Origin of the sequence: Paenibacillus sp. FSL L8-0644 (assembly GCF_038008165.1) — a bacterium.
GTDB classification, from domain to species: Bacteria; Bacillota; Bacilli; order Paenibacillales; family Paenibacillaceae; genus Paenibacillus; species Paenibacillus polymyxa_D.
Genome location: NZ_JBBOYN010000001.1, coordinates 4,229,699 through 4,253,639, shown reverse-complemented (window position 1 = coordinate 4,253,639; position 23,941 = coordinate 4,229,699). Strand labels below are relative to the sequence as shown.

Genomic DNA, 23,941 nt, shown 5'->3' with positions numbered 1-23,941 from the left:
GATGGAAGAGAGAGGGATGATGATAAGTCGTGACGACTAAAACAATTAACCTTGTGGAAGCGCTTGCGCATGAACGGGACCATGGAGTCCTGATTTGGCTGTTTAATATCGGTGCAGAGCAAGTATGGCATCCATCCCCCCGCAAGGGGGGCATGGTAGACCGGGATGAACAGCAGGTCGTAAATCGGATGGAGGAAATGAACCTTCTGCTATGTCGAAGTCAGGATGTCATTGTACTTCGGGAATATCCGGATGAGGCGTTTCTGGACATGCTTCAACGGTTGGGCTTTAGCCTGCCGCGTATTGAGGTGCCAGAGCCTTCTGATCCGCTAACGCCGATTTCAGAGCTGGTGCTGGCGGATGAGGCGCTTTTGGCACGACTGCGTACGGTTGCAGATGCAGGCCACAGCAGCAGTGGAGCCAAAGCGTGGCTCGTCCCCTATGCGGTCACACCGCAGGAGGAAGCGATTGCGGAGCTTTGCGGGCTGGAGTTGATCGGCGCTCCATCCGCGGTCAGTGCTCAGGTGAATGATAAAATATTCAGCCGCCTGACCGCGCAAAAGCTTGGTTTTGCTGTCAGCGAAGGCGCTGTATGTACAGACGAATCGGCGATCCGCAGGGAGTGTGCCAGACTGGCTGACTTATCGGATGGACCTGTGAAGCTGATTATCAAGCAGCCGCACGGTGCCTCGGGACAAGGCATGTATATGCTGGACGAGCTGTCCAAGCTGGACACGCTGCTGAGTGTGATGAGGCGCTTTGGCGGCTCGTCGCCATCATCCGGCGGCTGGCTGGTGGAGCGCTGGCACAATAAGCAGATGGATCTGAACTACCAGCTCTGTATTGACGAGGGCGGTGGTGTGACGATGTTTTCGCTAAAAAGGCAAAACGTGGATGGCACCGTGTATATCGGATCTCAAGTGCCGGCTGAGATTGGCGATGCGCTGGAGGAAGAAGTGAGACGCTGCGCCTATCAGCTGGGTACGTATCTCTATTCCATTGGGTATACGGGAATGGCCTCTATTGACGGTTTTGTTGACGAAGAAGGTTTGCTGGTTCCAGTCATTGAGATTAACGGTAGGTTTACGTTGTCTACCTATATTTCGTTCCTGTCATCCGTCTTGGGAGAGCAGCACAAAACATTATCCCGTTATTATCGCAACGTTACCGCTACACCTCTCACCTACAGCCGCTTGTGCGGGCTGCTCGCGGAGGAAGGCTTGCTCTATACGCCCGAACGTCCAGAAGGGGTGTTTGTGTATACGGCGGGTACATTGTCTGGTATCCCTGTGAAGCGGGGCTATGTGAACCGGATTTTCACACTTATTTTGGCAGACAGCTGGCAGGAAGCTGATGCGTATGCGCACAAATTGGAAGGTATCATTGCTGGATTAGGATGCTCATAAATGGGAGGGAATCAAGAATGAAAACAGATGTATACCATGTAGTACCCTTGCTGGAAAAGATTTTGAAGCTGGCTCCGGGCGAGCTGGAACAGTTGACTCCGGATCAAGATTTGCGAACCTTGGGGCTGAATTCCTTATCCGCTGTGGAATTAATTGTAGAGTTGGAAAATGAGCTTGATATTACGATGGAGGACGACGATCTAGTGCTGGAGCATCTATCTACACTGCAAGGCATTGAGCGTCTGCTGAGCAAATATGCATAAGGGCGCCGAAAAGACAAGGTTGATGCAGGGATCCGATATGGAGACTCGTCAAAATTCCGTTGTGGACTATGGTACAGAAGAAGTGGCAAACGCTCTTCCAGGGAAGCATTGTGTATATTCTTCCCTGCGTACCTCATTGCGGAGGTACGGGGTGACCATGGCCGAATCCGAGCTATTCATGCTGTGTGGGAGTATGTGCGCAGAGTATGGTGGAGATTTGAAGCGCTTCGGGCCTGAGAAATATCCGGAGCAGCTTCAAGAAATGGCAGCCAGTGGTGGACCTGTTATTCGGGTGGAACCGTGGGTCGCTGGTGTCAGTGATGAAACCGACTTGTTGCGGGTACTTACATCGGGCTACGGTACCATGCTGCATACGTCAAGCACCGCTTTAACCTATCACGATGTATATGTGAAAAATTACCCAAGGGGCCACGTGATTGAGTTGTGCGGGTTGGACTTGCAAGAACGGACAGCACAGGTGAATGATAGCTTCCTGCTCGATTCCTCGGGACATGCCATGACTTATGTGGGCTCAGCCCGGCTCGACGATCTGATGCAGGGCATTATTGAGTATGCATGGCTGGTGGAGCAGCCTGCCCCGCTTTCGCCAAGTGAGATGCATGCTGCGTGTGCTCACCATATACGACAGTATTTGACTGGACACGAAGCCATCTGGAGAGGCGTACCTACGTCTAATGAGTCGGTCAGTCAAACGGGGAAAGCTGTAACAGGCAAGCAGGTCAAGCGGGGAGATGAGGGGTACCGGGCATTTGTTGATGACTTCCGTCTGTTGGCAGACATGGAGGATCAGGATTTTCGGACGTACTGTCATGAAATCTATTACAATCTGCGATTGGGCAGTGCTCTTCATTTGACGGATTATACAGCTGATTATTGCCTGCTGCACCAAGCCACGCTGGGGCCACAAACACAGCATGTAATTGAATTGGCACAGGGGCTGTACGCGGATTGGCACAAGCTTAATCTGCATATTTACAAAACAGGGCTTCAACTGCGCAAGCATCGGATGCCTGAGATTACGGAACGAGCTTTGCATTTAATTGAAAGACAGCGGCATATGCTGGAGGAACTGATGATTTTAGCAGAGCAAGCAGCCGAGTAGTCCAAGCATTCGGTCGTATCAGACCGTTCATCCAGGTGTCCTGCACAGAGGAAAGAGGAGGGGGATTAATTGCCGTCCATTACATTAAACCAATTGTCGAAAACATTTACGTACTACAAAAAGGAGCCGGGCGTGCGCAAATCGTTGCAAAACTTGTTCAGGCGTGAGCAGCTGACCAAAGAGGCTGTGCAAAATGTCAGCTTTAGCATTGAGGAGGGGGAAATTGTCGGATTTCTCGGTCCAAACGGGGCAGGCAAAACAACGACGCTCAAAATGCTGTCTGGCATTCTCCATCCCACGGACGGGGAGGCATCGGTACTCGGCTTTACCCCGTGGAAACGACAAAAAGAGTTTAAACGTCAATTTTCCATTGTAATGGGACAGAAAAACCAGCTCTGGTGGGATTTGCCTGCAAGCGAGTCATTCGAGCTGAACAAGCTTATCTATGAAATCGATGAAAACCGTTATAAAGAGGCACTGGATGAACTGGTCACTTTGCTTGGGGTGGAGGAGCAGCTTCATGTGCAGGTTCGGCGGCTGTCTCTCGGTGAGCGTATGAAAATGGAACTGATCGCTGCGCTGCTGCATCGTCCACGGGTCATTTTGCTGGATGAGCCGACCATCGGACTGGACCTTGTTTCTCAGCGGCGGATTCGAGAGTTTTTCAAAGCCTATAACCGCAAGCACCGGACGACCATCCTGCTGACAAGCCACTATATGAAGGATATTGAGGATTTGTGCAGTAGATCCATCATTATCAGCGGGGGCAGATTGGTCTATGACGGAGACTTACACAAGGTGAACGAGGTCATCGGTGCCCGTAAATTGCTCAAGGTTCGACTGGAGACCCCTGTATCCAACCTAACGTTGGCGAGCCTCGGCAAACTTCGCTCCAACTCGGAGCTGGAGGCGGTATTCGAGCTGGATGCAGAAGATACCTTGGCTTGGTCCAAAAAGATTTTGGACGCACTGCCTGTCGTTGATTTTACGATTGAGGACGTCCCGCTGGAAGAGGGGATAGCCAATTTGTATGATGGGGGCAGGCTGGCCGATGCGAAATAACAAATATGTGAAGGTACTCCAGCTCGGCATGCAAAATGAAATGGAGTATCGGGCTAATTATTGGCTCCAAATGGCGGGATTTATGCTGCCCATCATGACGCAAATTTTTCTCTGGCTAGCTGTATTTGGTTCTTCGGGACAAGCAAGAGTGCTGGGTTATTCTCTGCCAGAAATGCTAGTGTATGTGGTCATGGCGGGAGTCACTGGAAAACTGATTGCTACGGGCTTTGAATATGAAATTGCTACAGATATCAAGGAAGGTGGACTGGCAAAATTCATGGTACAGCCTGTGCATTATTTCGCTTACCGTTTTTGCCGGTTTATCGGAGGCAAAGTCATACAGTCCGCGGTCGTGCTGCTGGCGGCTGCTATTTTGCTGTTATGTCTTAGCCTGGAAGGACAAATCAGCTTCGGGCTATCGTACATCTTGCTTTACATATTGGCGTTGCCGGGAGCGCTTGTGCTTAATTTTGTGGTCTATTATGCGTTGAGCGGCATAGCCTTTTGGGTGACGGAATCGGCGGGACTATTTTATACGCTGTCTCTTGTCATTTATGTAGCTAGCGGTACCGTGTTTCCGCTGACGATTTTTGGAGATGTTTTGGCCCGTCTGTTCAGTCTGCTACCGTTCAGCTACACCGTATTTTTTCCGGTGAATGCGTTGACGGGCAAGCTGACTGTACTGGAAGCCGCTAAAGGCATTGGCGTACAATGGCTCTGGATTGTAGCGCTGGCGGCCCTATCACGCTGGGTGTGGCAAGCCGGGGTCAAACGCTTTGTCTCGGTGGGGGGGTAACATGAAAAATGTTTTCCGAAACGTTAGGCGCTACATCAGACTGTACTGGAAGTTTGTCCAGTTTTCCGTCATGTCGCAGATGGAATACCGCATTAATTTTATAACTGCATTTCTGGTTGAAACGGCTTATTTACTCATCAAGCTGCTGTACGCATCGGTACCATACCGCGCCGGGACGGACATTAACGGCTGGTCTCCTGACGCCATATTGTTATATATCGGCGTGTTTACGATGATGAGCGGATTTTATAGTGGATTGTTCTACAGTAATTTTACAAGCCTGCCTGACAAAATTCGTACCGGCTCACTGGATGTGCTCATGACCAAACCCGTATCGCTGCAATTTATGGTGACACTGCGTCAATTTGAACTGGGCTATACCGTGCCAAATGTAATTGGCGGCGGAATTATGACGGGGATCGGCTGGTATCGACTCGGATTGCCGTTTAATTTTGAAACTGCGGGAGGGTTCTCTGTGCTGCTCGGATGCGGAGTGCTAACGGCATACTCCGTATTTTTGCTCCCCCAACTGCTAGCCTTCTGGATTATCCGCACGAACGGCGTTACGGAGCTATCCAACAGCATTTTCGAGACAAACTATGTGCCGATGGCCGTGTACAGTAATCTGATTCAGCGTATCGGTTTGTTCGTGCTTCCGGTGTTTGTCATTTGTAATTTTCCGCCCATGTTCATTCTCGGCAAAATGGAAACCGGGTTAGTGGTATGGGCATTTCTCGCACCTCTCTGGCTGCTGGCGATCATCCGCCTGATATGGCAGTTTGCTTTACGTGATTATACGAGCGCGAGCCAGTAGCGCTACCGTGTAGTGGGCCAAAATGAAGCAGGAAAGGAAGCGAATCATATGAATGCGATACCGAATCAGCGTCATTTGTATATGGGAACGTTCGAAGCGGAGGCTTACTGGCGGGATGCCCAGTTAGCTTCCCTGCCAACCCTGCCTGACCGGGCTTCTTCTGCGATTGTAGCAGCCATGGATGAACTGCTGTTCAGCTTTTGCCAGCCGGGAGATGCGTTATTGACCCGTTATGCCATTTCGCCCGTACATCGTCAGTATATCGCGCAGTTGGGCTTTCATCCGGCTGTCAACGAACGAGATTTGACCGACGGAATGGAGCGTGCAGGCAACGTATCGGCTGCTTCAGTATTTGAACTGCTGGGCAGTCGCAAGGCCGATGCTGGAGAGGGGTTTCCTCAACTGGAAGGCTGTGTGCTTAGCCCGTTTGCGGGTTTACCGCATGTGGAGGAGGCTGCACGTGCTTGGGGAATAACACTGCATCAGCCACCCCTGGAAACGATTCGCAAGGTAAATGCCAAAACGTATTCCTCTGAGCTGAAACGCAGCCTCGGTTTGCGCAACCCGGGCTATATTGTGACTTCGTTTGCAGATGTCGCTGAGGCGGGGCGTAAGCTGCTACGGGATGGAAGCTTTTTAATCAAGGATGATTTTGGCGTATCGGGCAAAGGAAACCTGCACATTACCTCGACACAAATGCTAGACCGGATCGTATCGTATTTACGTGGACAGGAGCGCAAAGGCAAACAGGTGCTTTTCCTTTTGGAGCCTTTCCAGGAGAAGGAGCAGGATTTTTCATGCCAATTTACGATTGGTGATGATGGAAGTGTCGATATCATATCTGTACAATGGCTGGCTAATACTCAATTCTCTTATCGGGAATCCTTGTCGCCGGACGGGGCCTTTTTGGAGCGGCTGGAGCGCGAGGGCTATTTTAGCTTAATGCAGGACGTGGGGCGGCAATTGTATCAGGATGGTTATTACGGCGATGTTTGCATTGATTCCATGACACTTCGTGGTGGGAAGCTGGAGCCTATTATCGAAATTAATGCCAGAAAGTCGATGAGTTTGATCAAGCATCAGCTCGATACCTTTCTGTCCGGGAAAAATATGCGTGGCACACTGACGAATTATTCACTATCTCATGATGGCAGTCTATCCTATGAAGAACTGCTGGAAGGGCTGAAAGGTGAAGGATTGTTGTTCACAGGTGAACGTGAAGAAGGTGTCATGCCTCTGGGTGCCAATACGTTATATGTGAACACAGGTGGACGAGATGGCGAGAACAAGATTGTGGGCCATACAAGTAAGCCAAGCAGAAATGCAACCGGGCGCGGAGGCAGATCGCCTGCCAAGCAGGTTCGTGTGAGCGGGATTGGGGCCAGCGATGGCGGATCAGAAGGGAACGGCATGGCTAAGCCGGACTTGAATGGTAAAAAAGAAACGGGTGGAAGCGAAAGGGCACGAGGCAAGGGGCGTCTTTATTTAGAGCTAGTTGCTGCGAGCGATGAGGATAAAATGCAATTGACTACAAAGCTGGAGCGTTTTTTGGCAGAGCATCATTTTACAGTGCTGAATTAAACGGGAGGCGTATGAGCATGCGTAAGAGTACGGATAAGCTTATGAAGGTAACGATTTTGTGTTCCGGTTTCGGATTGGGCTTTTATACCCCTGGCTTGCTGCTGCAAGCGGGTCTTCGCAGGCTGGGCGTGGATACGGCGATTCATGTATTTGAAAATGTACTGCCAGAATCGGCCCGACTCAAGGTCGACAAAAGCCGCAAAGCTTACCATGACAATTTTGCGGTGGCCTTAATGTCTCAGAAGGTTCCGCAAGATATGCGTAATTCACTGGATTTCGCTGCGATGGAAGTGCTGCTGAACCAATGGATGGAGGAGGATCGGCGGTATTTTATATGCTTATCCGGTCATTGGATGTATGTACTGGAGGAGTATCGTAAGCGCAGAGAACCGGAGTCGGTGCATGTGGACATCGTGTACATGGATTCGACACCTTCTCCTTCCTGGAAAAATCTAGCCAAGCATAACCCGCGTTTTGCGGATGGCTGTGGAGAAATGGCCCTTTTTGAAAATGATAAGAATAGAGTCAGCCACTATATTGATGTACCGGCCGTGGAGTATGTACCGTTTGAAGCACGGCAATCCCGCTTATTCGTACATGGTGGCGGTTGGGGGATGGGCACCTACCGTGACAAGGTTGGACGGTTGGAAGAAGCGGGCTGGGAGCTGGATCTGCTGTTGTATGATCAGGATCAACCGGATGAACAGCGGGACAGTATACGCTATTTTCAGATGGATCCGCAGTGGAGGACATGGCAGCGTAATGAAGCCGGGGAGCATACATTTCCGCCTTTCGGAGAGGTGAAAAAGGGCGAGAAGACCGTGTATCAGGTCGGACCGGATTACCATAACATGCTGGACCAAGCATGTCGTGTCCAGGCCATTGTCAGCAAGCCAGGAGGTGGTAGCCTAACCGATTCGTTCGCTACAGCCACTCCACTCATTATGCTGGAGCCATTTGGTGTACATGAAAAGCATAATGCAGATCTATGGGAACGGCTGGGACTTGGTATGCGGTACGATACGTGGATACAAACCTATGATGGCAGTGCTCAGATACTGGAAGATATGCATCGCAGGATCGTAGAGCTGCGCAGTCGAACGCCGCGTTATATAGAGTCCTATGTGAATAGCATCCAAATGCCAGCAGGCTCACCGGGAATGGAGCAGGGGTCATGAACGCTGCGGCGGCTGCGCAAGAGCCTGCGATGCGAGATATTCGCTTTGGGATCATTGGCTGTTCTGCCATTGCTCCCCGTGCGTTGCTGGAACCGATCCGACATGTTGCAGGGGCACGCGTGACCGCGCTTGCGAACCGCACGGTTGCCAAGGCAGGAGAAATGGCAGATCGTTTTGGCGTCAGTGTCGTTTATCGGCATGCTGAGGATATGCTAAAGGACCCGGAGATCGACGCTGTATATATTGCACTCAGCAACGACTTGCATGCCGAGTGGATTGGCAAAGCACTACGGGCCCATAAGCATGTGCTGGTGGAAAAGCCGTTATGCCTGAATACGGCTGATCTGGCACCCTTGGCAGCTATAGTCGAGCAGAGTAACGTTCACCTGCTGGAGGGTGTCATGGTGCAGCACCATCCGTGGCAGCGTGAGCTGCGGAGGATCGTAGAATCGGGGCGTTATGGTCGTTTATGCTCCATAGAGACGAGTTTATGTATTCCGGCAAAAGAAGGGCATGCGGACAATTACAGATCCCGTCCGGAGCAGGGTGGGGGATGTTTTTGGGATTTAGGCGTGTACTGGCTCCAATTGCTCCAGGCCGTCGTTGGATTAGATCAGGCGGAATTCCACAGTCAATCGGATTTCGATGGTCCTCATGGCTGTGACTGGACATTTCGTGCGCAAGCCCGTTATCCGAGTGGATTGGAGGCATCTGCCCTCTTTTCATTCGAGCGCCCTTATCGCTGTGCTCATGTACTGACCTTTGATTCGGCAGTAGTCACTTTAAAGGACTGCTTTCGAGCAAATTTAGGCTTTTATAAAATGACACTCAAGACGGAGATCAAAAAGAATATCGCGTCAAATATAGCGGATGCGGACGCACTGCCTGTGTTATCACAGACATCTTCGTATACCAAAACGGTTTTCGAGCCTATGAACTATTATGTCAATCAGTTGAATACCTTTTGCGGTATCATCCGGGGAGAAGCGGAGCCCATACCATTTCGCGAGGCTGCGGAACGCGTCAGACTGCTGGCAGCCATTCATGAAGCAGCACGCTCGGGCGAGACGATCTATGCAGTATGAGCATGATTGTGTTTTCGAGCGGTGGGAAGCGAATGATGCAAAATACGGAGTATCAAGGCAAAGAGAGGAGGGGAATTCAGTAGATGGATAAAAAGGACGAAGCCTTACTGGAACGATTCGGCGAGCATCCGACGCCATTTTACTATTATGACGGGGACGCGCTGCATGCTCATGTCAGCTCGTTGCTGTCCCGATTGCACCCGGCTGTGCGTGTACATTACGCGCTCAAGGCTAATGGTAACGTAGCCTTGGCTGGGTTGCTGCGCTCGTTAGGTTGTGGTGTTGAGATTGCTTCGGCCGGAGAAATGTTCGTCGCTATGGAGGCCGGGTATGCTGCGGAAGACGTGCTGTACGCCGGACCGGGAAAAACAGTAGCCGAGCTGAACGAGGCGATTGCCTATGGAATCGGCTGTATTCATGTCGAATCGGTGAGGGAGCTGCGTCTGCTGGAGGACATTGCTGCCCAAGCGGGCCAGTTTGTCAGGGCAGCAGTTCGCATCAATCCCGATAACGATCTGTCTGGAGCAACGATTAAAATGGGCGGTGTTCCGCGCCCCTTTGGAGTGGATGAAGGACAGCTGGATCAATTTTTTAAGGTGCTGGAAGATTGCCCACACGTCAATTTTCTAGGTATTCAGGTATATACAGGTACGCAAATGTTGAAGTCGGATCAGATCTTAGCTTCGTTTGCGAATACGCTGCAGTTGGCAGAACGGGTACAGGCTCAGTATGGTGTGGCAATGCATACGGTCAATTTGGGCGGCGGGTTTGGTGTACCTTATTTTGCTCATGAGCAACCGCTCGATATGGATCACGTCATTGACGGACTGAACGCACTCGCGGAGCAGACCCAAACCCGCATGCCCGGGGTTAAGCTAATCATCGAAAGCGGCAGGTATCTGGTTGCTCAATCGGGCATGTATGTCTGCCGAGCATTGTATACCAAGGAATCCAAGGGAGAGAAGTTTGTCGTCGCTGATGGTGGCATGAATCACTACGTCGCAGCTACTTTTCGAGGACGCCGCATTAGGGACAACTACCCGGTGCGTATTATGCGCAGACAAGCGGGAGAATCGAAAGAACCCAAAGAACGAGAAGTGGAAGCAACCCTATGGATGGGACAGAGAGACGCTTCTGCTCAAACAGCTGTTGCTGTCGAACAATCTTTAGAAGAGGTTCCAAACCGAATAGGAGGGCCTCTGCAAGAAACATCCATGGAGCTTGAGACGGTAAGCATTGTCGGTCCGCTTTGTACACCCGAGGATTGTATTGTGAAAAAAGCGCAGCTTCCTCCGATTCATGAGGGCGATTATATTGCTTTTCCGAATGCAGGTGCCTATGGATTAAGCTATAGTCCACTACAATTTCTGGGACATGCTACCCCGGCGGAGTTGCTCGATTTTCGTGGGGAGGTGCATGTCATTCGTGAACACGGTGACCGCGCGGACCTGCTGCATCATCAGCGCATGATTCCGTTGCCTGAGGATGTGCTGTAAGTGAGCATTTTGCATAAATCCCAAGAGTGTTTTTAAATCAGCAATATATAGATCGAAACGCTTTAGTTCGTGTATATATTGTACTTACGAGCGCTGGGAATCGAATGATGCAAAATGCTATAAGTTTGTAAAAAAACGCCAAACTCATGAGACCGATACAAATCGGACCTGTGATTTGGCGTTTTTTATAGGATGAGTAGGGTAGTATCGACTTAATGTTGCCTGGAACTGCGCATTTCCTGACGCACAAGTTGCCATACCATAAAGATCAGTACAGCGACTTGTGGGACAAATGTTTCCCAAGTTGGATACATACCCAGCCAGCTAATGGACGGAAGCGAGGAGGCAGTGTGCCCCGGAAGCTTGCCTGCCACCTGAAGCGAATGAATACTTTCGCCCAGAAATCGGAATACGAGATAGTAAATCAGTACAGTTGCAGTCAGGAAAAAGACGCGAATTGGCAATCGTACACTGAATTTAATGATCGCAAACGCCAGAATGACCAGAATAACCGTCGCCGAGCCAATGCCAATCAGCAATTGCGAGGTTTCGATGGCTGGAGCCATACCGACATAAAAGATAGCTGTCTCGGCTCCTTCACGCAGAATTGCGAGCGCAGAAACCGCAAATAGCGACCACAGGCTTCCCCGTGCCAGCGCGTTACCCACGCTGTTTTCCACAAAGCGGTTCCATGCGGCAGCGTTGGATTTGCTATGCAACCAGCTACCAACGGTCAGCATCAGCACGACCGCCACCAGTCCGGTGACACCTTCCAGCAACTCACGCATGCTGCCCGATGCGGCTGCTGCCACCAGTGTGGTGAACAGCACTGCCAGAATTCCGCTCAGTACCAGCCCCGTTCCAGCTCCTGCCCATATCCACCGTCCAGCCACGGCTTCGCCACTTTTTTTGGCATATGCCAGCAGAGCTGCGAGCACAAGGATGGCCTCCAGACCCTCACGCAGCAAAATCAGCGCAGCATCCCACGCAGTGTAAGAACGTTCTTCTGTTAATGGACGGAGCCTGTCCAGCATCTGATCAAGAGTCTGAATGGCTTTGTCTGTATTCGGTGGAGAAGACAGCAGATATCCGGAAGTCTCGGTCATTTCATTTTCAATTGCAGTGTAAGACGTCGGATCGGAAATTTGCACATGTCCTTCGACGGAAGGCCACAGAGCGATGAACTGCACTACCTTGTCAGCCGCTTGCTCTGATTGATTAGCTACAGCATCTTGGCGTGCGGATTCGAGCAAGGTGACTGCATCGGTCAGAGAAGCTACCGAACCATTCGCCGTTCCGGCAGCCGTATTGCCTGCATCTGTTCCTTGGCCTGTGTTCACAGGCTTGCCCTGACTATAATCAGACAACAAAGTCGTTAACTCTTGCATTTCCTTGAGGGCCTGTTCTTGGCGAATGGGCTCAGCTTGCATGGAGATGCGAATGAGACTGATTTTAGTTTCGAGCGAACTGTATACCGGAAAATTGTCCAAACGAATCGGTGTTTCTACCTGATACCAGGCTTTGACGATTCGATCGTAATCCACCCGAGCAGCAGTCCAATCGTCTTTTTGCATGGCAGCCAGACTACCCTTCGCCATGGGAAGCAGTTTTTCTGCTGCTTTAGCTCCAGCCGGGGCTGGTTTGTCCCCTTCGGCAGCAGTGACGTACTCATTGACCGAGCGCGCCAGCACGGATAAGGCAGCTTTCGCTGGTTCCCCGCCGCCACTGGCGAGTGTCTGCTCCGCATCGGTGAGTGCTTGATCTACAGCTGTGATGTGAGCTGAATCTCCGCCATTCGTTTTGGCGGTCTCCCACAGCGTGCGGAATTCTTTCAGATCCTTGGAGGCTTCCGTCCATTGGGCTTGTCCTGCCTCCACCAGTGCTCCGCCCACCACAGGCATTAGCTGATCATTGGTAACAGCTTTGGTATCTGTTTGTGCAAAAGCGACCGACCCGGAGCCGGATAGGAACGGAGTTACGGTCAGCAGCAGTGCCGCCACCAGCACAAACACCCATCCCAAGCTTTTATTGAGCCGATTCATATAAATCCCCTTCCTTGCCTGCTGCTAAAATAACGTATCCCCGATGTAGCCGCCTTGCGATACACCCGGGAAGCAGGCGAACACCGCACTGCCTTTGTGTACAATGTATTCGTTCAGTTTGTCATTGCGTGCAAGCTTCTCCTGAATATGAACGAACTGCTTGAACAGATCACGCTGGTAGCTGATGAACAGCAGCCCGGCATCCAGCTGTCCAGTTTGCTTGTCCAATCCGCTTGAATACGAATAAGACCTCCGCAAAATGTTAATGCTTCCGTCCCCATGAGCCAAAGCCACATGAGAGGTAGGAGGCGTAACTGGCTTGCCTTCTGGATTTTTGGCCGCCAGATCAAGCTTGTCGAACTCCTTGACCTTACCGAGTGGGGCCCCGCTGCTGCGATGACGTCCAAAAGTATCCTCCTGGTCGCCCAATGTTGAGCGATCCCACACCTCTACCCGCATGCGTACGCGGCGTACAGCCATATAGCTGCCGTCGCCCATCCATGCTGGTCCGTCACTGGTCTGTGTCCACACCAGCCGATTCATCTCGTCTGCCTTGGAGGTGTCCGGGTTCCCCGTACCGTCCTTGAAGCCCAGCAAATTGCGTGGTGTGCTTCCCGCAGGATCAGCTTGTGCAGTCCGCTGAAAGCCTTCCTGCGTCCAGCGAAGCACCGCCGTTCCTCTGGCGATACGCGCCAAATTACGCAGGGCATGGAAAGCGACCTGCAAGTCATTGGCACATACCTGCACTCCGATATCGCCACCGCACCATTGCTCCTCTAGGGCATCCCCTTGAAAACGGGGCAGCTCACGGAACCCGGCAGGTTTAAGCCCTGCCAGGCCATATCGTCCATCAAAAAAGGATGGGCCCACACCAAAGGTGATCGTCGTGCGGGACGGCGACAATCCTGCCGCCTCGCCCGTATCGGACGGAGGGAGGTTGAGGTTTTCATTATCGTTGCCAAGGAGCACGCCAGAAGTCATTGTAGTGCTTGCTTCCGTCCAGGCTTTGAAGAGGCTACGCACCTGTTCCTTGTCGCTGGTTGTTAGATCGAAAGCGGCGAAGCAGATGAAATCCTGTGCCGGAGTCACAATACCTGCCTGATGCTTCCCGTAAAAAGAGATTACATCTTTGGTATCCGCATCCGTCATCATGCTTTCGAGACGTTGACCGGCTGACAGCACGGCTCCCACGCCCCCGCCGCCAAGCAGGAGACCTAGTCCACCTACCCCGGCCAGCTTCAATAGGTCTCGGCGTGATACGGATTTGCTTTTTCCTGACGGATCATCTTTCACTAGCGTCGCATCCTTTTTTACCAGATCGCCCTGTTCATTATGGGATTCCGCATACTGCGGCTTTTCTTGCCCTTTTTGCCGCTTAAAGCCTTTCATATCATTACACTCCTAACAATTTCCCCATTTGGGACAACGGTTCTGCCAAGGCATCGAGGTTTTGGCTCAGCTTTTTAACTTCTTCCGGTTTCAGTTTTGTATACGATACATAGCCTTCTCCGTCCTTGAAAGGAGCCAACTCCTGCTGTAAGGTCGTAAAGCGCTCACCGATTTGTTTTTCCAACGCGGCATCTTTTTGGTTCAGATCTGTTTTCAAAATGTCATATATCTTTTGCGCGCCCTCTACATTGGCTGCAAAGTCGTACAAATCCGTATGGGAGTATCGTTCCTCTTCACCCGTCACCTTCGAGGTAGAAACTTCATTCAACAACTCGACTGCACCCGTTACCATCAGGCTGGCGTCAATATTAACTGTTTCTACTTTGGCGCGCAGCAGCTTGGCATCACTCAGTAGTCGGTCGGAGAACTCGTCCATTCCTTTGGTTGTGTTTTCTTCCCATAATGTTTTTTCAATCCGGTGAAAGCCGCGCCAATCCGCTGCATCCACATCACCGTCACGTGCATCAATATTTGGGTCAAGATCACCCAGCGCTTCTGCAATTGGTTCAATCCGTTCATAGTACATGCGTGCAGGAGCATACAGCGCCTTGGCTTTATCCAGCTCGCCAGCTTTGACCGCGTTCGTGAATTCTTCTGTCTTCTTCACAAACGTATCGCATTGCTCGATGGCATAGGTGCGGTAAGCTGCTACCGCTTGATCAAAATTGGGAGCAGAAGCGGCAGGAGTCGTTGTCTGTGTTGTGGCTCCTGCATCTTTGGTCGTTGCAGCAGGCTGCTGAGTAGCAGTTCCGGTTTGTCCGCAACCTGCGAACAGAATAGAAGAGACCAGCACTCCGGCCGGTACGGCATAACGTAGTTTCATAATCAATGAACACCCTTTCTGGCCAAACTGGCCTTGAACCATAGTCTGTTGCGATATCTATATCAAATTATCATTTTGATAATGATTATCAGTCGCGGTTTTTCTTATCATAAGGCTGGCCCATATGCCTGTCAATACATAAATTAGACGCAGAGTCCAACCCTCCATCGAAGGGAGTTAGTAGGGTGCCTATGCCCATTTTTATCCGCATATTGAACCATACCTAAGCGCATGACATAAAATGTGTTGACTGTATCCCTTAACCTTGTTACACCACACAAAACCCGAGCAAGGAGGGGTGAAATTGACGAAGGGTAACGACCATAAAAACAAGTTTTTGTTAACTCACCGTGAACGTGAAGTATTTGAACTGCTCGTGCAGGACAAAACAACACGTGACATCGCCGGACAGCTATTTATTAGCGAAAAAACGGTCCGAAACCATATTTCCAATGTAATGCAGAAACTGAACGTAAAAGGTCGTTCACAGGCGGTCGTGGAATTAATCAGGCTTGGCGAATTAAAAATCTGACCTCTCGTTCCTTGCGGGGTACAAAGTCTTCTCGATGATCCTTCGACAATGAAGGGTGGTCGGGAAGGCTTTTGTTTTGTGGTATATAAAAAAGTAAAACGATTAAACCGCTGAAATATGTGGGAAATTGCGTGTAAATGATGTACTATATATAGAAGGAAGAAACTACCATTGGAGATCATGGTAAACTAGCAGAAGTGATCAAATCAGAAGAATTACCACAAAGTTATACAAGGCTAGAAATGCATTCGGTGATAGTCTAAGAATATAAATCCCTACAAAAACAGTATTCAGCATGACGACAGGATGGAAGATGGATTGAAGAAGAATCACAAGGCAGAAAAAGCTCGTTGCTTCAGGTAGCAGGAAGTAGCTTTTGCCTAGAGCTACCTGTGGTATATTCTTGATCGGAGGTGAACGTTAAGACATATGACACCCAACCAACACTTGATGACTTATACGCTGAACAGCGGTATAAAGGGAACTGTCGACCTAACCAGTAAGCAGGTGCAGGAATGGATCAAAGCATATCGAATTGGCAGCAAGTTTGTAACGGTTGTGGGAAAACAGTATTTTGGTTTAAACCCTGAGTTGGTAGCAGATTTCAAGGTACATAATGAATACTCGGAGCAGAGAGAACACATATTCATAATACAGCCTGTAATGGAACACAAAGCTGTAGAGCTGGACCCACTGGTAGAGGCGTACAGCCAGTATAAAACATTAATTCAGGTAGAATGTAAATGTGGTGCTTCCTATATAGAAGAGTCACCGCATAAAAGAACCAAGTGGTCATGCAAGGAGTGTAATAACATTGTGTTCCTGGATCGTAAAAAGGGCATGGTGGATACGGATAAAGGCAAGGCGTGGTACATGACCAACAAATACTATGTGGAAAGACAAAGCAACTGACAGATTGTCAGTTGCTTTCTAACCATATACTCACAATTCTTGTGTGCCTACCCAAATGATATAAGTCTTTTGGCAAATAATAAAATTGATGTTTTTTGCGCTTTGTAGTACATTATCAAGTGTATTATAAGGAGGCTTCTCATGTACGGACATAGACAAGATGATACTTTATACATCATGACTTACACATTAAATAGTGGTATCAAGGGCACAGTGCCTTTGTCTAATCAACAGATACAGGAATGGCTTGAGTGTTACAGAATCGGCAAGAAATTTGTAACCGAGATTGGCAAAGAGTACTTTGGACTGCATTCGGAACTAGTAGCTGATTTTAAAGTGCATAATCAGTATTCAAGCTATCAGGAGGTTATTATCCCGATTCAACAGCCGGATACTGGCCTAAAAGAGTTGTCCCAGGCTTACAAATCAACAGAAACCTTAATTAAAGTAGATTGCAAATGTGGTACATCGTATGTAACAGAATCTCCCTTTAAGCGGACCAAGTGGTACTGCACCAAATGTCGGGAGATTGTTTTTCTCGACAACAAAAAGGGAATGGTGGATACTTCCAGAGGCAAGGCCCATTATATGACCAATAAGTATTTTGTGGAACGGGAAACAACTGGCGTATAAGCCAGTTGTTTTTTTGTTCGCAAGGTTTGTGTACGTCCTGACTTTTCAAAGCCATTGCGCTATAGTGAAAAAGGGGGCTTATGGAAATGTGGAGTATTTTGCTGAATCACGTTTTGTTGATAGGATTTGTGGCTGTTTTGATTCAACGGATCTACAAGTATCGCTTTCATCAGCAAAATGGTAGCAATTTTCTGCTATGCTTGTGGGGGATCTTGCTTAATCGGTACAATAGCTTGTTTGAACTGACCACGTTATATACGGTGTATACCGTTTTTTTTGCTGTAGGAGCATTGTGGTTTGGAGGTTGCTGGCTTGTGCAGCTATTGGAAAAGGGGAAAGATAAAGCTTGATATCACGATAGTCAGGTGGTGAACGTCATCCGGGAAGATCATACGAATGGTGCAGAAAACCGCATGCGTACGAACAATGTGTACATACACGAAACGCTTCATTTGGAACAAATCATAAGTGACCTGCGGGTGATGGGCTATGTGGCTTTTCATCATCATCCGCAAATCACAGGTGACCTTTCTGAGCTGGAGGCGTTAAAAAAGCAACTATTGTCGTTTTTCCAGCAGCATCATGTATTGTGGATTGAGCTTGACCCGCTAACACAATATGTGGTGGTGAATAACATGGGGAAGGCCACGGTGCTGAAACTCATGGGTCGGAAAATGAACCCGCTACGGGATCTAAGAGCAAACGCTGCTTTGGCTGGACAGCCGCTGCATGAGTTGGATCGGGAGATAGAACGGCTCAATCGGCTGGCTCATCTGTTGCGCTATACTCGTTTTTCTTAAGCGACAGAACTAACGAAAAAAAACATTCACGAAGCATGGGTGGTCCCATGCTGTGAATGCTTTTTAGTTTACTTATACCGATTTCAAAAACTCTACAATCGTCAGCAGACCCTTGTCGAAATTCTCCAAATTAAAATGCTCGTTTGGCGCATGCAGGTTCTCATCCGGCAAGCCGAAGCCCATCAATACAACTGGAGCAGTCAGCACACGGGAGAAGGTTTCCACGATTGGGATGGAGCCTCCATCCTTGGTAAAGAGGGCACGCACACCGTATACCTTCTCAAAAGCATCGGCTGCCGCTTGCAGAAACGCGTGTGACGGGTCGATGTTAAAGGCGTTCGCTTTCTCACCCTGTTGAATATCCAGAGTAGCTCCTGCCTGAACATGGGCTCGCAAATGGCGCTCGACTTTGTCCAGAATGTCTTGCGGGTTCTGGTTAGCCACCAAGCGGCACGTGATTTTAGCGTGAGCTTCTTTCGGAATGACCGTTTTCGTGCCTTCCCCTTGGAAGCCGCCGTACACACCATTCAGCTCCAGTGTTGGACGCGCCCCCACACGCTCAACGAAGCTGAATCCTTCTTCGCCATAGAGGGAATCAAGTGCAAGATCTTGTTGCAGCTTGCTCTCATTGAAGTCTTGCTTCACGAATTCTTCTCTCATCTCTGCCGATAATGGAGCAACATCGTCGTAGAATCCTTCGACGCTTACGCCGCCTTTGTCGTCATGCAGGGTTGCCAGCAAGGACACCAGAGCATGCAGGGCATTCGGCACGCCGCCACCGAAAGAACCGGAATGTAGATCTGTGTTCGCCGTGTGAATGGCAACTTCCAGTGAACATAGACCACGCAAACCTGTGCAAATGGCAGGCTTTCCTTTTTCGATCAAGGAAGTGTCGGACACCAGTACAGCATCGGCAGCCAGACGTTCAGCTCCAGTTTGCAAAAACTCAAGCAAGTTCGGACTGGACACTTCTTCCTCGCCTTCAATGCAAAATTTAATGTTTAACGGCAATTTGCCTTCCTGCTTCAAAATGGCCTCAACTGCCTTAATGTGCAGGAAAACCTGTCCTTTATCATCTGTCGCTCCGCGCGCATACAATTTTCCATCACGGATGGATGGCTCAAACGGTGGCGTTTCCCACAGGTGAAGCGGGTCTACGGGTTGTACATCATAGTGTCCATACACGAGAATCGTTGGTTTACCAGGTGCGTGCAAATGATCGGCATATACCAGCGGGTGCCCTTTGGTTGGAATGATTTCCACGTTTTCCAGACCGGCAGCAGTCAGTTTGGCAGCCAGCCAATCAGCTGCTTGGTTAATGTCCTTTTTGTGCTCCGATAATGCTGAGATACTCGGAATGGACAACCACTCCTGTAACTCGCCTAGTTGTTGCTCTCTGGCTTTTTCAAAATATTCAGAATAACTCATAAACTATGTATCCTCCTTTTTCAATGTAAATCGTGTGAATGTTGCGCTATCCTCCGAACCGAGGTTGTGGACGATATGTCTAGTTTACTACGTTTTGTGCTGAACGAAAAATAGGGAGATAAAAAAACGATTCTACCCAGGTCTGTCCAGACCTGAGCAGAATCGCCCTTAACCAAGCATATGGACGCACTTATGCGCGAATGTCCAGTTGACCGCCAAGATGAGGCTGTACGCTTTTTTCCATCATCTGCACTAAAGCCTGTCCTTGTTCACTAGCCTGATCCTTAGCCATACTTAATACCTTCACACTTACAGCTTGAGCCAAGCTGGCCTGACTCATACCTGTTGATAATGCTGCGATATCCATGTTCCAACCCTCCCTCATTGTGAAGACTCTTTCTCTGTATTTATCGGTTGGAACGGTTATTTTGTTTCATCTAATTGGAATTGTGTCAGTAAATCTTGAAGCTGCTCTGCCAGACGGGTCAAGTCTGCGGCAGACGAACCGATCTCTTCCATGGAGGCGAGCTGTTCCTCTGCGGCTGCGGACACGGTCTCCGTATGGGAGGCCGCTTCTTCAGCAATGCGTGTAATTTCCTCCATGCTACTAACGACTGTACTCGTTCCATCTGCGACGCCAGCGGTAGAAGCTGCGACGTTATCGAGCTGCTTCGCTGATTTGGCTACCGCTCTACGGATGCGAGAGAAGGAGCGACCGGACATGTCTATGGAATTGATACCTTCGATTACACGTTCCTTGGCGGATTCCATGGCAATCAGGGCTTCAGATACACCGCTCTGTATCCCTTGAATCTGTTCACGAATTTGTTGTGCGGAATAAGCTGAGTTTTCAGCCAGCTTGCGAACCTCTGTGGCAACGACAGCAAAACCTTTGCCATGCTCCCCTGCACGTGCCGCTTCAATAGAAGCGTTCAATGCGAGCAGATTAGTCTGGCTGGCGATTTCCGTAATGACAGTGACAATTGTTCCGATTCGTCCAGATCGGTCATTCAAAGCACTGATAATGGCATCCAATTCTTCCACGGTAGTGCGAATGCCATCAATGGAAACGACGCTGTTGCCGATATGCTCGCTGCCTGCGTCCGACGCCTGAATGGCTTGTGCGGAGTAAGTGGTCATTTCAGCCATGGTTTCAGTCATAGCGGTAATGTCTGTTGCCATGCCGCTAATCCGTTCCTGATTTTCTTTAGCGCTGCCCAATTGGCGTTCGCTGCCTGCGGCCACATCTTGAATGGCTACGGTCACATGCTCGATGGCACGAGTCGTTTGTTCTGCACCTGCTGCGAGCTCTTGTGAGGATGCCGACAAATTGCCTGTCATCGCTTGAATTTCTCTAATCATGTTACGCAGGTTATCTACCATTTGTTGAAAATATCTTGATAATTCACCAATTTCATCTGTGCTGGTCGTAGCCACGTTAATCGAAAGATTACCTTGGCTGATGGCATCCATAGAATTACGTAATCTTTGGATAGGCTTAAGTATACTGCTGATTAACCACATTGCGAGTACACCAATGATGATGGCTGCAATCACCAACACGATGATCGTTGTGATAAGAATCGGTTGGGCGGAGGCACTGGTTTCTGCTTTGTCCATCGTTCCGGCAATTTTCCAGCCCGTCAGCGCATTAGTTTTGAAAATCAGGTGGTTGTCTACGCCATTAAGATCGTAACTAAAGCTGCCTTCTTTGGAGGCAAACAATTCGGGTATCGTATCCCCCATTTTGGTACTTCCACTGACTTCTGTCGGGTGGGTAACGATACGTTTGGTACCATCTAATATCATAATATAGCCATTTTGTCCGATTTTTAAATTTGTGATTTCTTTTAAATTATTCAGGTTCAGCGAAAGACCGAGAACGCCACTGTTGTCGGGAAGTGTACGTGAAATATATACGACGGGGACCTTAGCCGTATTGAGTCCAACAGGGCTGATTACGGTTTGTCCGGGTTTCTCCATGGCCTGTTTGTACCACGGACGTTCACGAGGGTCGTTTGTGGAGCCTACAGCTTTGCCAATAATGAGTTTTCCTTCGGGAGTTCCTACAAACATATCAACAGCTTCGGCATGCATTTTCAAATATACTTGCAACCTCTTCAGGATGTCTTCATCTGCTTCTGCACTGTTATCACTAGCCGTCATCGTCGTAGAGTAATATTCGAGATCAGCGATTTTGGCTTGTATTGTTTGAGTAACTGCACGATCAGATGCGGTAACGCTAGTTGTCGCACTGTCAAGTAATTGGCGGTCCGTTTGGTTATAAGCTGCTTGATAAGAAAAAGAACTTACAATAATGCTAGGGACAAGCATGACCACTAGAAATGCTGCTGTCAATTTCTTGCGTAGTGTTAATGTTTTGAATCGTCTCAGTTGTTTCATCAAACCCCTGCTTTCTATCTACATATTCATTTCTAATATTTATACCATATGTATTTACTATCGGTTATTTTGAGCTGAATTGATAGATTTATTACTAATTTGTCCAATACGCTAAAAAATTTCTTGCATAGCATGGAGTATCTTGCAATTTGGAGGGATAAGGTATGGGTTTTTTTCTGGATATGAGAAGCTCCACCCATTCATCAAAAACAGGTGAGGGTCCCGATATACAGCTGGGTCCTATACCAGAGCGGTTCGGTTTGATTACCCTGCGAACCTTTCTTGTGCCGGGTCCGATTGTAACTTTTAGTGGTTCCATTGGCCTGATCGGTGAGCTTGGCGATACGTATGCGGTTGAAATCGTGCGTGGAGCCGACTATGATCCGAGTGAGATAGTCTACCGGGCCGAGGGGGTACTGGGTGTGACTGGATCTAATGAAACGCAAGCTTTTAATGCACAGGATCTGTCTGCTCCCTGGGCAATACAAACCATATATTCTTCTTATATTTCTGGTGTATCAACCACTGTACGTAATGGTCCAGAGGTATTCACGGGCATCGCTTCGACTCCGTTTTTGTAAATAGATCAGGTGAATATTTTTTTGGTAAATGCTCGCTGCCTGTTCGTGGTTCTCCTAGGATAGGCCGCTGCGCCGAAGCTTAACTAGCCACGAGCATAGACAGACATCTGCTACAGACTCGTGGCTATAATTCTCAACAACACCCAGAGCACAAATGACCTAGTTGTTGTAATTTCCTTTATGAGCGTGTTCTACAGGGTTGATTGTGCTTCTCGGATTCTATTTCTTAAGAATCTCTCGCAAATACACTGTCAACTCATCTGCCGCTTTGTTATGGGCAGGGAGCCCGGGATGGCTGCGAGACCCTATCGTTTCTTCCGTCGTGTTAGGCAGTTGGAATACAGACACATTCCGATCCCTCGTTCTTTTCTTGTATGCATCTACCGCTCGGTAGATTGAGGGCATCATAGGAGTACCCAGCATCCCATAGGCCCATACAATATGAGCAGCAGGATTGCAATTCCGAAGCTTGACAAGAAAACGTTCGATAGCGCTTTCAAAAGCATGTAAATCTTCTTCATTGAATGTGCCGTCCTCGTTCAAGCGTTGCTTGTACACTTTCCCGCTTTCTGGGTCCGTCCATGCAGGAGAATAAAAGGCTCCCTCGTCATTAGTCCCCAAATTCACCACGACCACGTCCGGCTGCCATGAGGTAAAATCATGATCTGAAAATGCCCCTAATGCTTCATTTCTCTCACCGGTCAGCACACCACATACCTGCTCATAATATGCCGGTATGTTCGTATCCGGATTATTATCCCAGCCCGTTAGGACACCCCAGCCGCTTTGTGAAAACACTCGGTAGTCCGCATCCAGTGCTTCAGCTGTTATGGCTGTATAATTGCGTAGTGCTGTGAACAGCATGGGAACCCAGTCTGTCTCGTCCTTCGCTCCAATCGTTCCTTCTCCCGAGGTAATGCTGTCACCGATAAATTCCACCTTGAGGGGCTTATCAGGGACTGGCAGCAATTCCCCGTCAACCTTCAGGGCATGAATTTGCAACAAGCAGCGCGGGTCCGAACTCATAGGCTGGACATCCTTGACTATACGGACATTTTTGACCGTGTCAGGGTTCAACCCTCTCAAAAGACAGATCCAATGCCGTCCTGCGGTCACCATCAGGCGACTCATCGGGACACCATTAATGACGATACTGATCCAGGACTCATACACCTGGTAATCGGCTTCAATTTCAATCCACAGCTCTGAGCCTTTGATATTCAATTCAATGCCACTGCCTGTCCAAAACAGAGTAAGAGGTTTACGTGTTTGCGTAGTTCGACCATGAACCTTTACATGCTTTGCTTTAGCAAGTGGGTATGTCTTCAATCTCTTGTTATGTGACATTTTCGATATCCTCCTCATAATTTCTAAATGAATGCTAGTTTCTGTAATATTGTAAAAGAAGTGACAGGGAATCTCAAATTCTATTTCTAAACAAGCAAGGGTCCATGGCTTTATATGGATTATTCTTTTCGACCATGGACTTAGGACAACATATGATATCAAAAAGCACCCACAAATTGAAATTTGC

At 49.1% G+C, this 23,941-nt stretch carries 23 protein-coding genes; 16 read left to right on the top strand and 7 right to left on the bottom strand.

Annotation, left to right across the window (positions count from 1 at the left end; all coding sequences use genetic code 11):
* Nucleotides 1-29 precede the first annotated feature (29 nt).
* From NSS94_RS19280 to NSS94_RS19235, 10 genes are all read left to right on the top strand, one after another.
* Nucleotides 30-1,406, top strand: a complete 1,377-nt coding sequence (locus NSS94_RS19280; RefSeq protein ID WP_029518327.1) for a peptide ligase PGM1-related protein — start codon at nucleotides 30-32, stop codon at nucleotides 1,404-1,406.
* Between the two features lie 17 nt (nucleotides 1,407-1,423).
* Nucleotides 1,424-1,669, top strand: coding sequence for an acyl carrier protein (locus tag NSS94_RS19275; protein ID WP_029518328.1), 246 nt, complete (start codon nucleotides 1,424-1,426; stop codon nucleotides 1,667-1,669).
* Complete coding sequence (locus NSS94_RS19270; RefSeq protein WP_209949740.1) at nucleotides 1,662-2,792, top strand: hypothetical protein; 1,131 nt, start codon at nucleotides 1,662-1,664, stop codon at nucleotides 2,790-2,792. Before NSS94_RS19275 ends, NSS94_RS19270 begins: the two co-directional genes overlap by 8 nt.
* Nucleotides 2,793-2,861: 69 nt before the next feature.
* On the top strand, nucleotides 2,862-3,854 hold the full coding sequence (locus tag NSS94_RS19265) for an ABC transporter ATP-binding protein (RefSeq protein ID WP_341039942.1): 993 nt from the start codon (nucleotides 2,862-2,864) through the stop codon (nucleotides 3,852-3,854).
* Nucleotides 3,844-4,650, top strand: a complete 807-nt coding sequence (locus NSS94_RS19260; RefSeq protein WP_029518331.1) for an ABC transporter permease — start codon at nucleotides 3,844-3,846, stop codon at nucleotides 4,648-4,650. The genes NSS94_RS19265 and NSS94_RS19260 overlap by 11 nt, the downstream gene beginning before the upstream one ends.
* A gap of 1 nt (nucleotide 4,651) precedes the next feature.
* Nucleotides 4,652-5,464 (top strand): ABC transporter permease, encoded by an 813-nt coding sequence (locus NSS94_RS19255; RefSeq protein WP_013311706.1) that lies wholly within the window; start codon nucleotides 4,652-4,654, stop codon nucleotides 5,462-5,464.
* Between the two features lie 48 nt (nucleotides 5,465-5,512).
* Entirely contained in the window at nucleotides 5,513-7,045 is a 1,533-nt protein-coding gene (locus NSS94_RS19250; protein ID WP_341039940.1) for a hypothetical protein, read from the top strand.
* A 17-nt stretch (nucleotides 7,046-7,062) separates the two neighbouring features.
* A complete protein-coding gene (locus NSS94_RS19245; protein WP_340956661.1) occupies nucleotides 7,063-8,223 on the top strand; it encodes a UDP-glucuronosyltransferase in 1,161 nt (386 codons plus the stop codon).
* Nucleotides 8,220-9,308, top strand: a complete 1,089-nt coding sequence (locus tag NSS94_RS19240) for a Gfo/Idh/MocA family protein (RefSeq protein ID WP_341039938.1) — start codon at nucleotides 8,220-8,222, stop codon at nucleotides 9,306-9,308. Before NSS94_RS19245 ends, NSS94_RS19240 begins: the two co-directional genes overlap by 4 nt.
* 83 nt (nucleotides 9,309-9,391) lie before the next feature.
* Nucleotides 9,392-10,804 carry a type III PLP-dependent enzyme gene (locus NSS94_RS19235; protein WP_341039937.1) on the top strand — a complete coding sequence of 471 codons (1,413 nt, stop codon included), beginning with the start codon at nucleotides 9,392-9,394 and terminating at the stop codon, nucleotides 10,802-10,804.
* Nucleotides 10,805-11,016: 212 nt separating this feature from the next.
* Here NSS94_RS19235 and NSS94_RS19230 read toward each other — a convergent pair whose 3' ends face one another.
* Genes NSS94_RS19230 through efeO form a run of 3 tightly spaced genes read right to left on the bottom strand, consistent with a single transcriptional unit; the run spans nucleotide 11,017 to nucleotide 15,118 of the window.
* Entirely contained in the window at nucleotides 11,017-12,846 is a 1,830-nt protein-coding gene (locus tag NSS94_RS19230; protein WP_341039936.1) for an FTR1 family iron permease, read from the bottom strand.
* A gap of 24 nt (nucleotides 12,847-12,870) precedes the next feature.
* Entirely contained in the window at nucleotides 12,871-14,235 is a 1,365-nt protein-coding gene (gene efeB, locus NSS94_RS19225; RefSeq protein ID WP_318628038.1) for an iron uptake transporter deferrochelatase/peroxidase subunit, read from the bottom strand.
* A 4-nt stretch (nucleotides 14,236-14,239) separates the two neighbouring features.
* Nucleotides 14,240-15,118, bottom strand: a complete 879-nt coding sequence (gene efeO / locus NSS94_RS19220; protein WP_341039933.1) for an iron uptake system protein EfeO — start codon at nucleotides 15,116-15,118, stop codon at nucleotides 14,240-14,242.
* Between the two features lie 304 nt (nucleotides 15,119-15,422).
* Here efeO and NSS94_RS19215 point away from each other — a divergent pair, with 304 nt between their 5' ends.
* The 5 genes from NSS94_RS19215 (at nucleotide 15,423) to NSS94_RS19195 (ending at nucleotide 17,995) form a co-directional block, all read left to right on the top strand.
* Nucleotides 15,423-15,650, top strand: coding sequence for a helix-turn-helix domain-containing protein (locus NSS94_RS19215; RefSeq protein ID WP_007431813.1), 228 nt, complete (start codon nucleotides 15,423-15,425; stop codon nucleotides 15,648-15,650).
* A 429-nt stretch (nucleotides 15,651-16,079) separates the two neighbouring features.
* Entirely contained in the window at nucleotides 16,080-16,562 is a 483-nt protein-coding gene (locus NSS94_RS19210; protein ID WP_069011022.1) for a hypothetical protein, read from the top strand.
* A gap of 141 nt (nucleotides 16,563-16,703) precedes the next feature.
* Nucleotides 16,704-17,195 (top strand): hypothetical protein, encoded by a 492-nt coding sequence (locus NSS94_RS19205; RefSeq protein ID WP_341039932.1) that lies wholly within the window; start codon nucleotides 16,704-16,706, stop codon nucleotides 17,193-17,195.
* Between the two features lie 86 nt (nucleotides 17,196-17,281).
* The gene (locus tag NSS94_RS19200) at nucleotides 17,282-17,545 is read left to right on the top strand and encodes a hypothetical protein (protein ID WP_341039930.1); all 264 of its coding nucleotides are present in this window, start codon (nucleotides 17,282-17,284) and stop codon (nucleotides 17,543-17,545) included.
* Between the two features lie 63 nt (nucleotides 17,546-17,608).
* Nucleotides 17,609-17,995 carry a hypothetical protein gene (locus tag NSS94_RS19195; protein WP_341040422.1) on the top strand — a complete coding sequence of 129 codons (387 nt, stop codon included), beginning with the start codon at nucleotides 17,609-17,611 and terminating at the stop codon, nucleotides 17,993-17,995.
* 72 nt (nucleotides 17,996-18,067) lie between these two features.
* Here NSS94_RS19195 and NSS94_RS19190 read toward each other — a convergent pair whose 3' ends face one another.
* The 3 genes from NSS94_RS19190 to NSS94_RS19180 form a co-directional block, all read right to left on the bottom strand.
* The gene (locus NSS94_RS19190; RefSeq protein ID WP_250240177.1) at nucleotides 18,068-19,423 is read right to left on the bottom strand and encodes a dipeptidase; all 1,356 of its coding nucleotides are present in this window, start codon (nucleotides 19,421-19,423) and stop codon (nucleotides 18,068-18,070) included.
* 190 nt (nucleotides 19,424-19,613) lie between these two features.
* Nucleotides 19,614-19,790 (bottom strand): YjfB family protein, encoded by a 177-nt coding sequence (locus NSS94_RS19185; RefSeq protein WP_023990044.1) that lies wholly within the window; start codon nucleotides 19,788-19,790, stop codon nucleotides 19,614-19,616.
* A gap of 56 nt (nucleotides 19,791-19,846) precedes the next feature.
* A complete protein-coding gene (locus tag NSS94_RS19180) occupies nucleotides 19,847-21,826 on the bottom strand; it encodes a methyl-accepting chemotaxis protein (protein ID WP_341039927.1) in 1,980 nt (659 codons plus the stop codon).
* A 164-nt stretch (nucleotides 21,827-21,990) separates the two neighbouring features.
* Between NSS94_RS19180 and NSS94_RS19175 the strand changes: the two genes are divergently transcribed.
* Entirely contained in the window at nucleotides 21,991-22,407 is a 417-nt protein-coding gene (locus tag NSS94_RS19175; RefSeq protein ID WP_341039926.1) for a hypothetical protein, read from the top strand.
* Nucleotides 22,408-22,626: 219 nt separating this feature from the next.
* On the opposite strand, the gene NSS94_RS19170 is transcribed toward NSS94_RS19175, so the two are convergent.
* Complete coding sequence (locus NSS94_RS19170) at nucleotides 22,627-23,754, bottom strand: SGNH/GDSL hydrolase family protein (protein ID WP_341039925.1); 1,128 nt, start codon at nucleotides 23,752-23,754, stop codon at nucleotides 22,627-22,629.
* Nucleotides 23,755-23,941 lie beyond the last annotated feature (187 nt).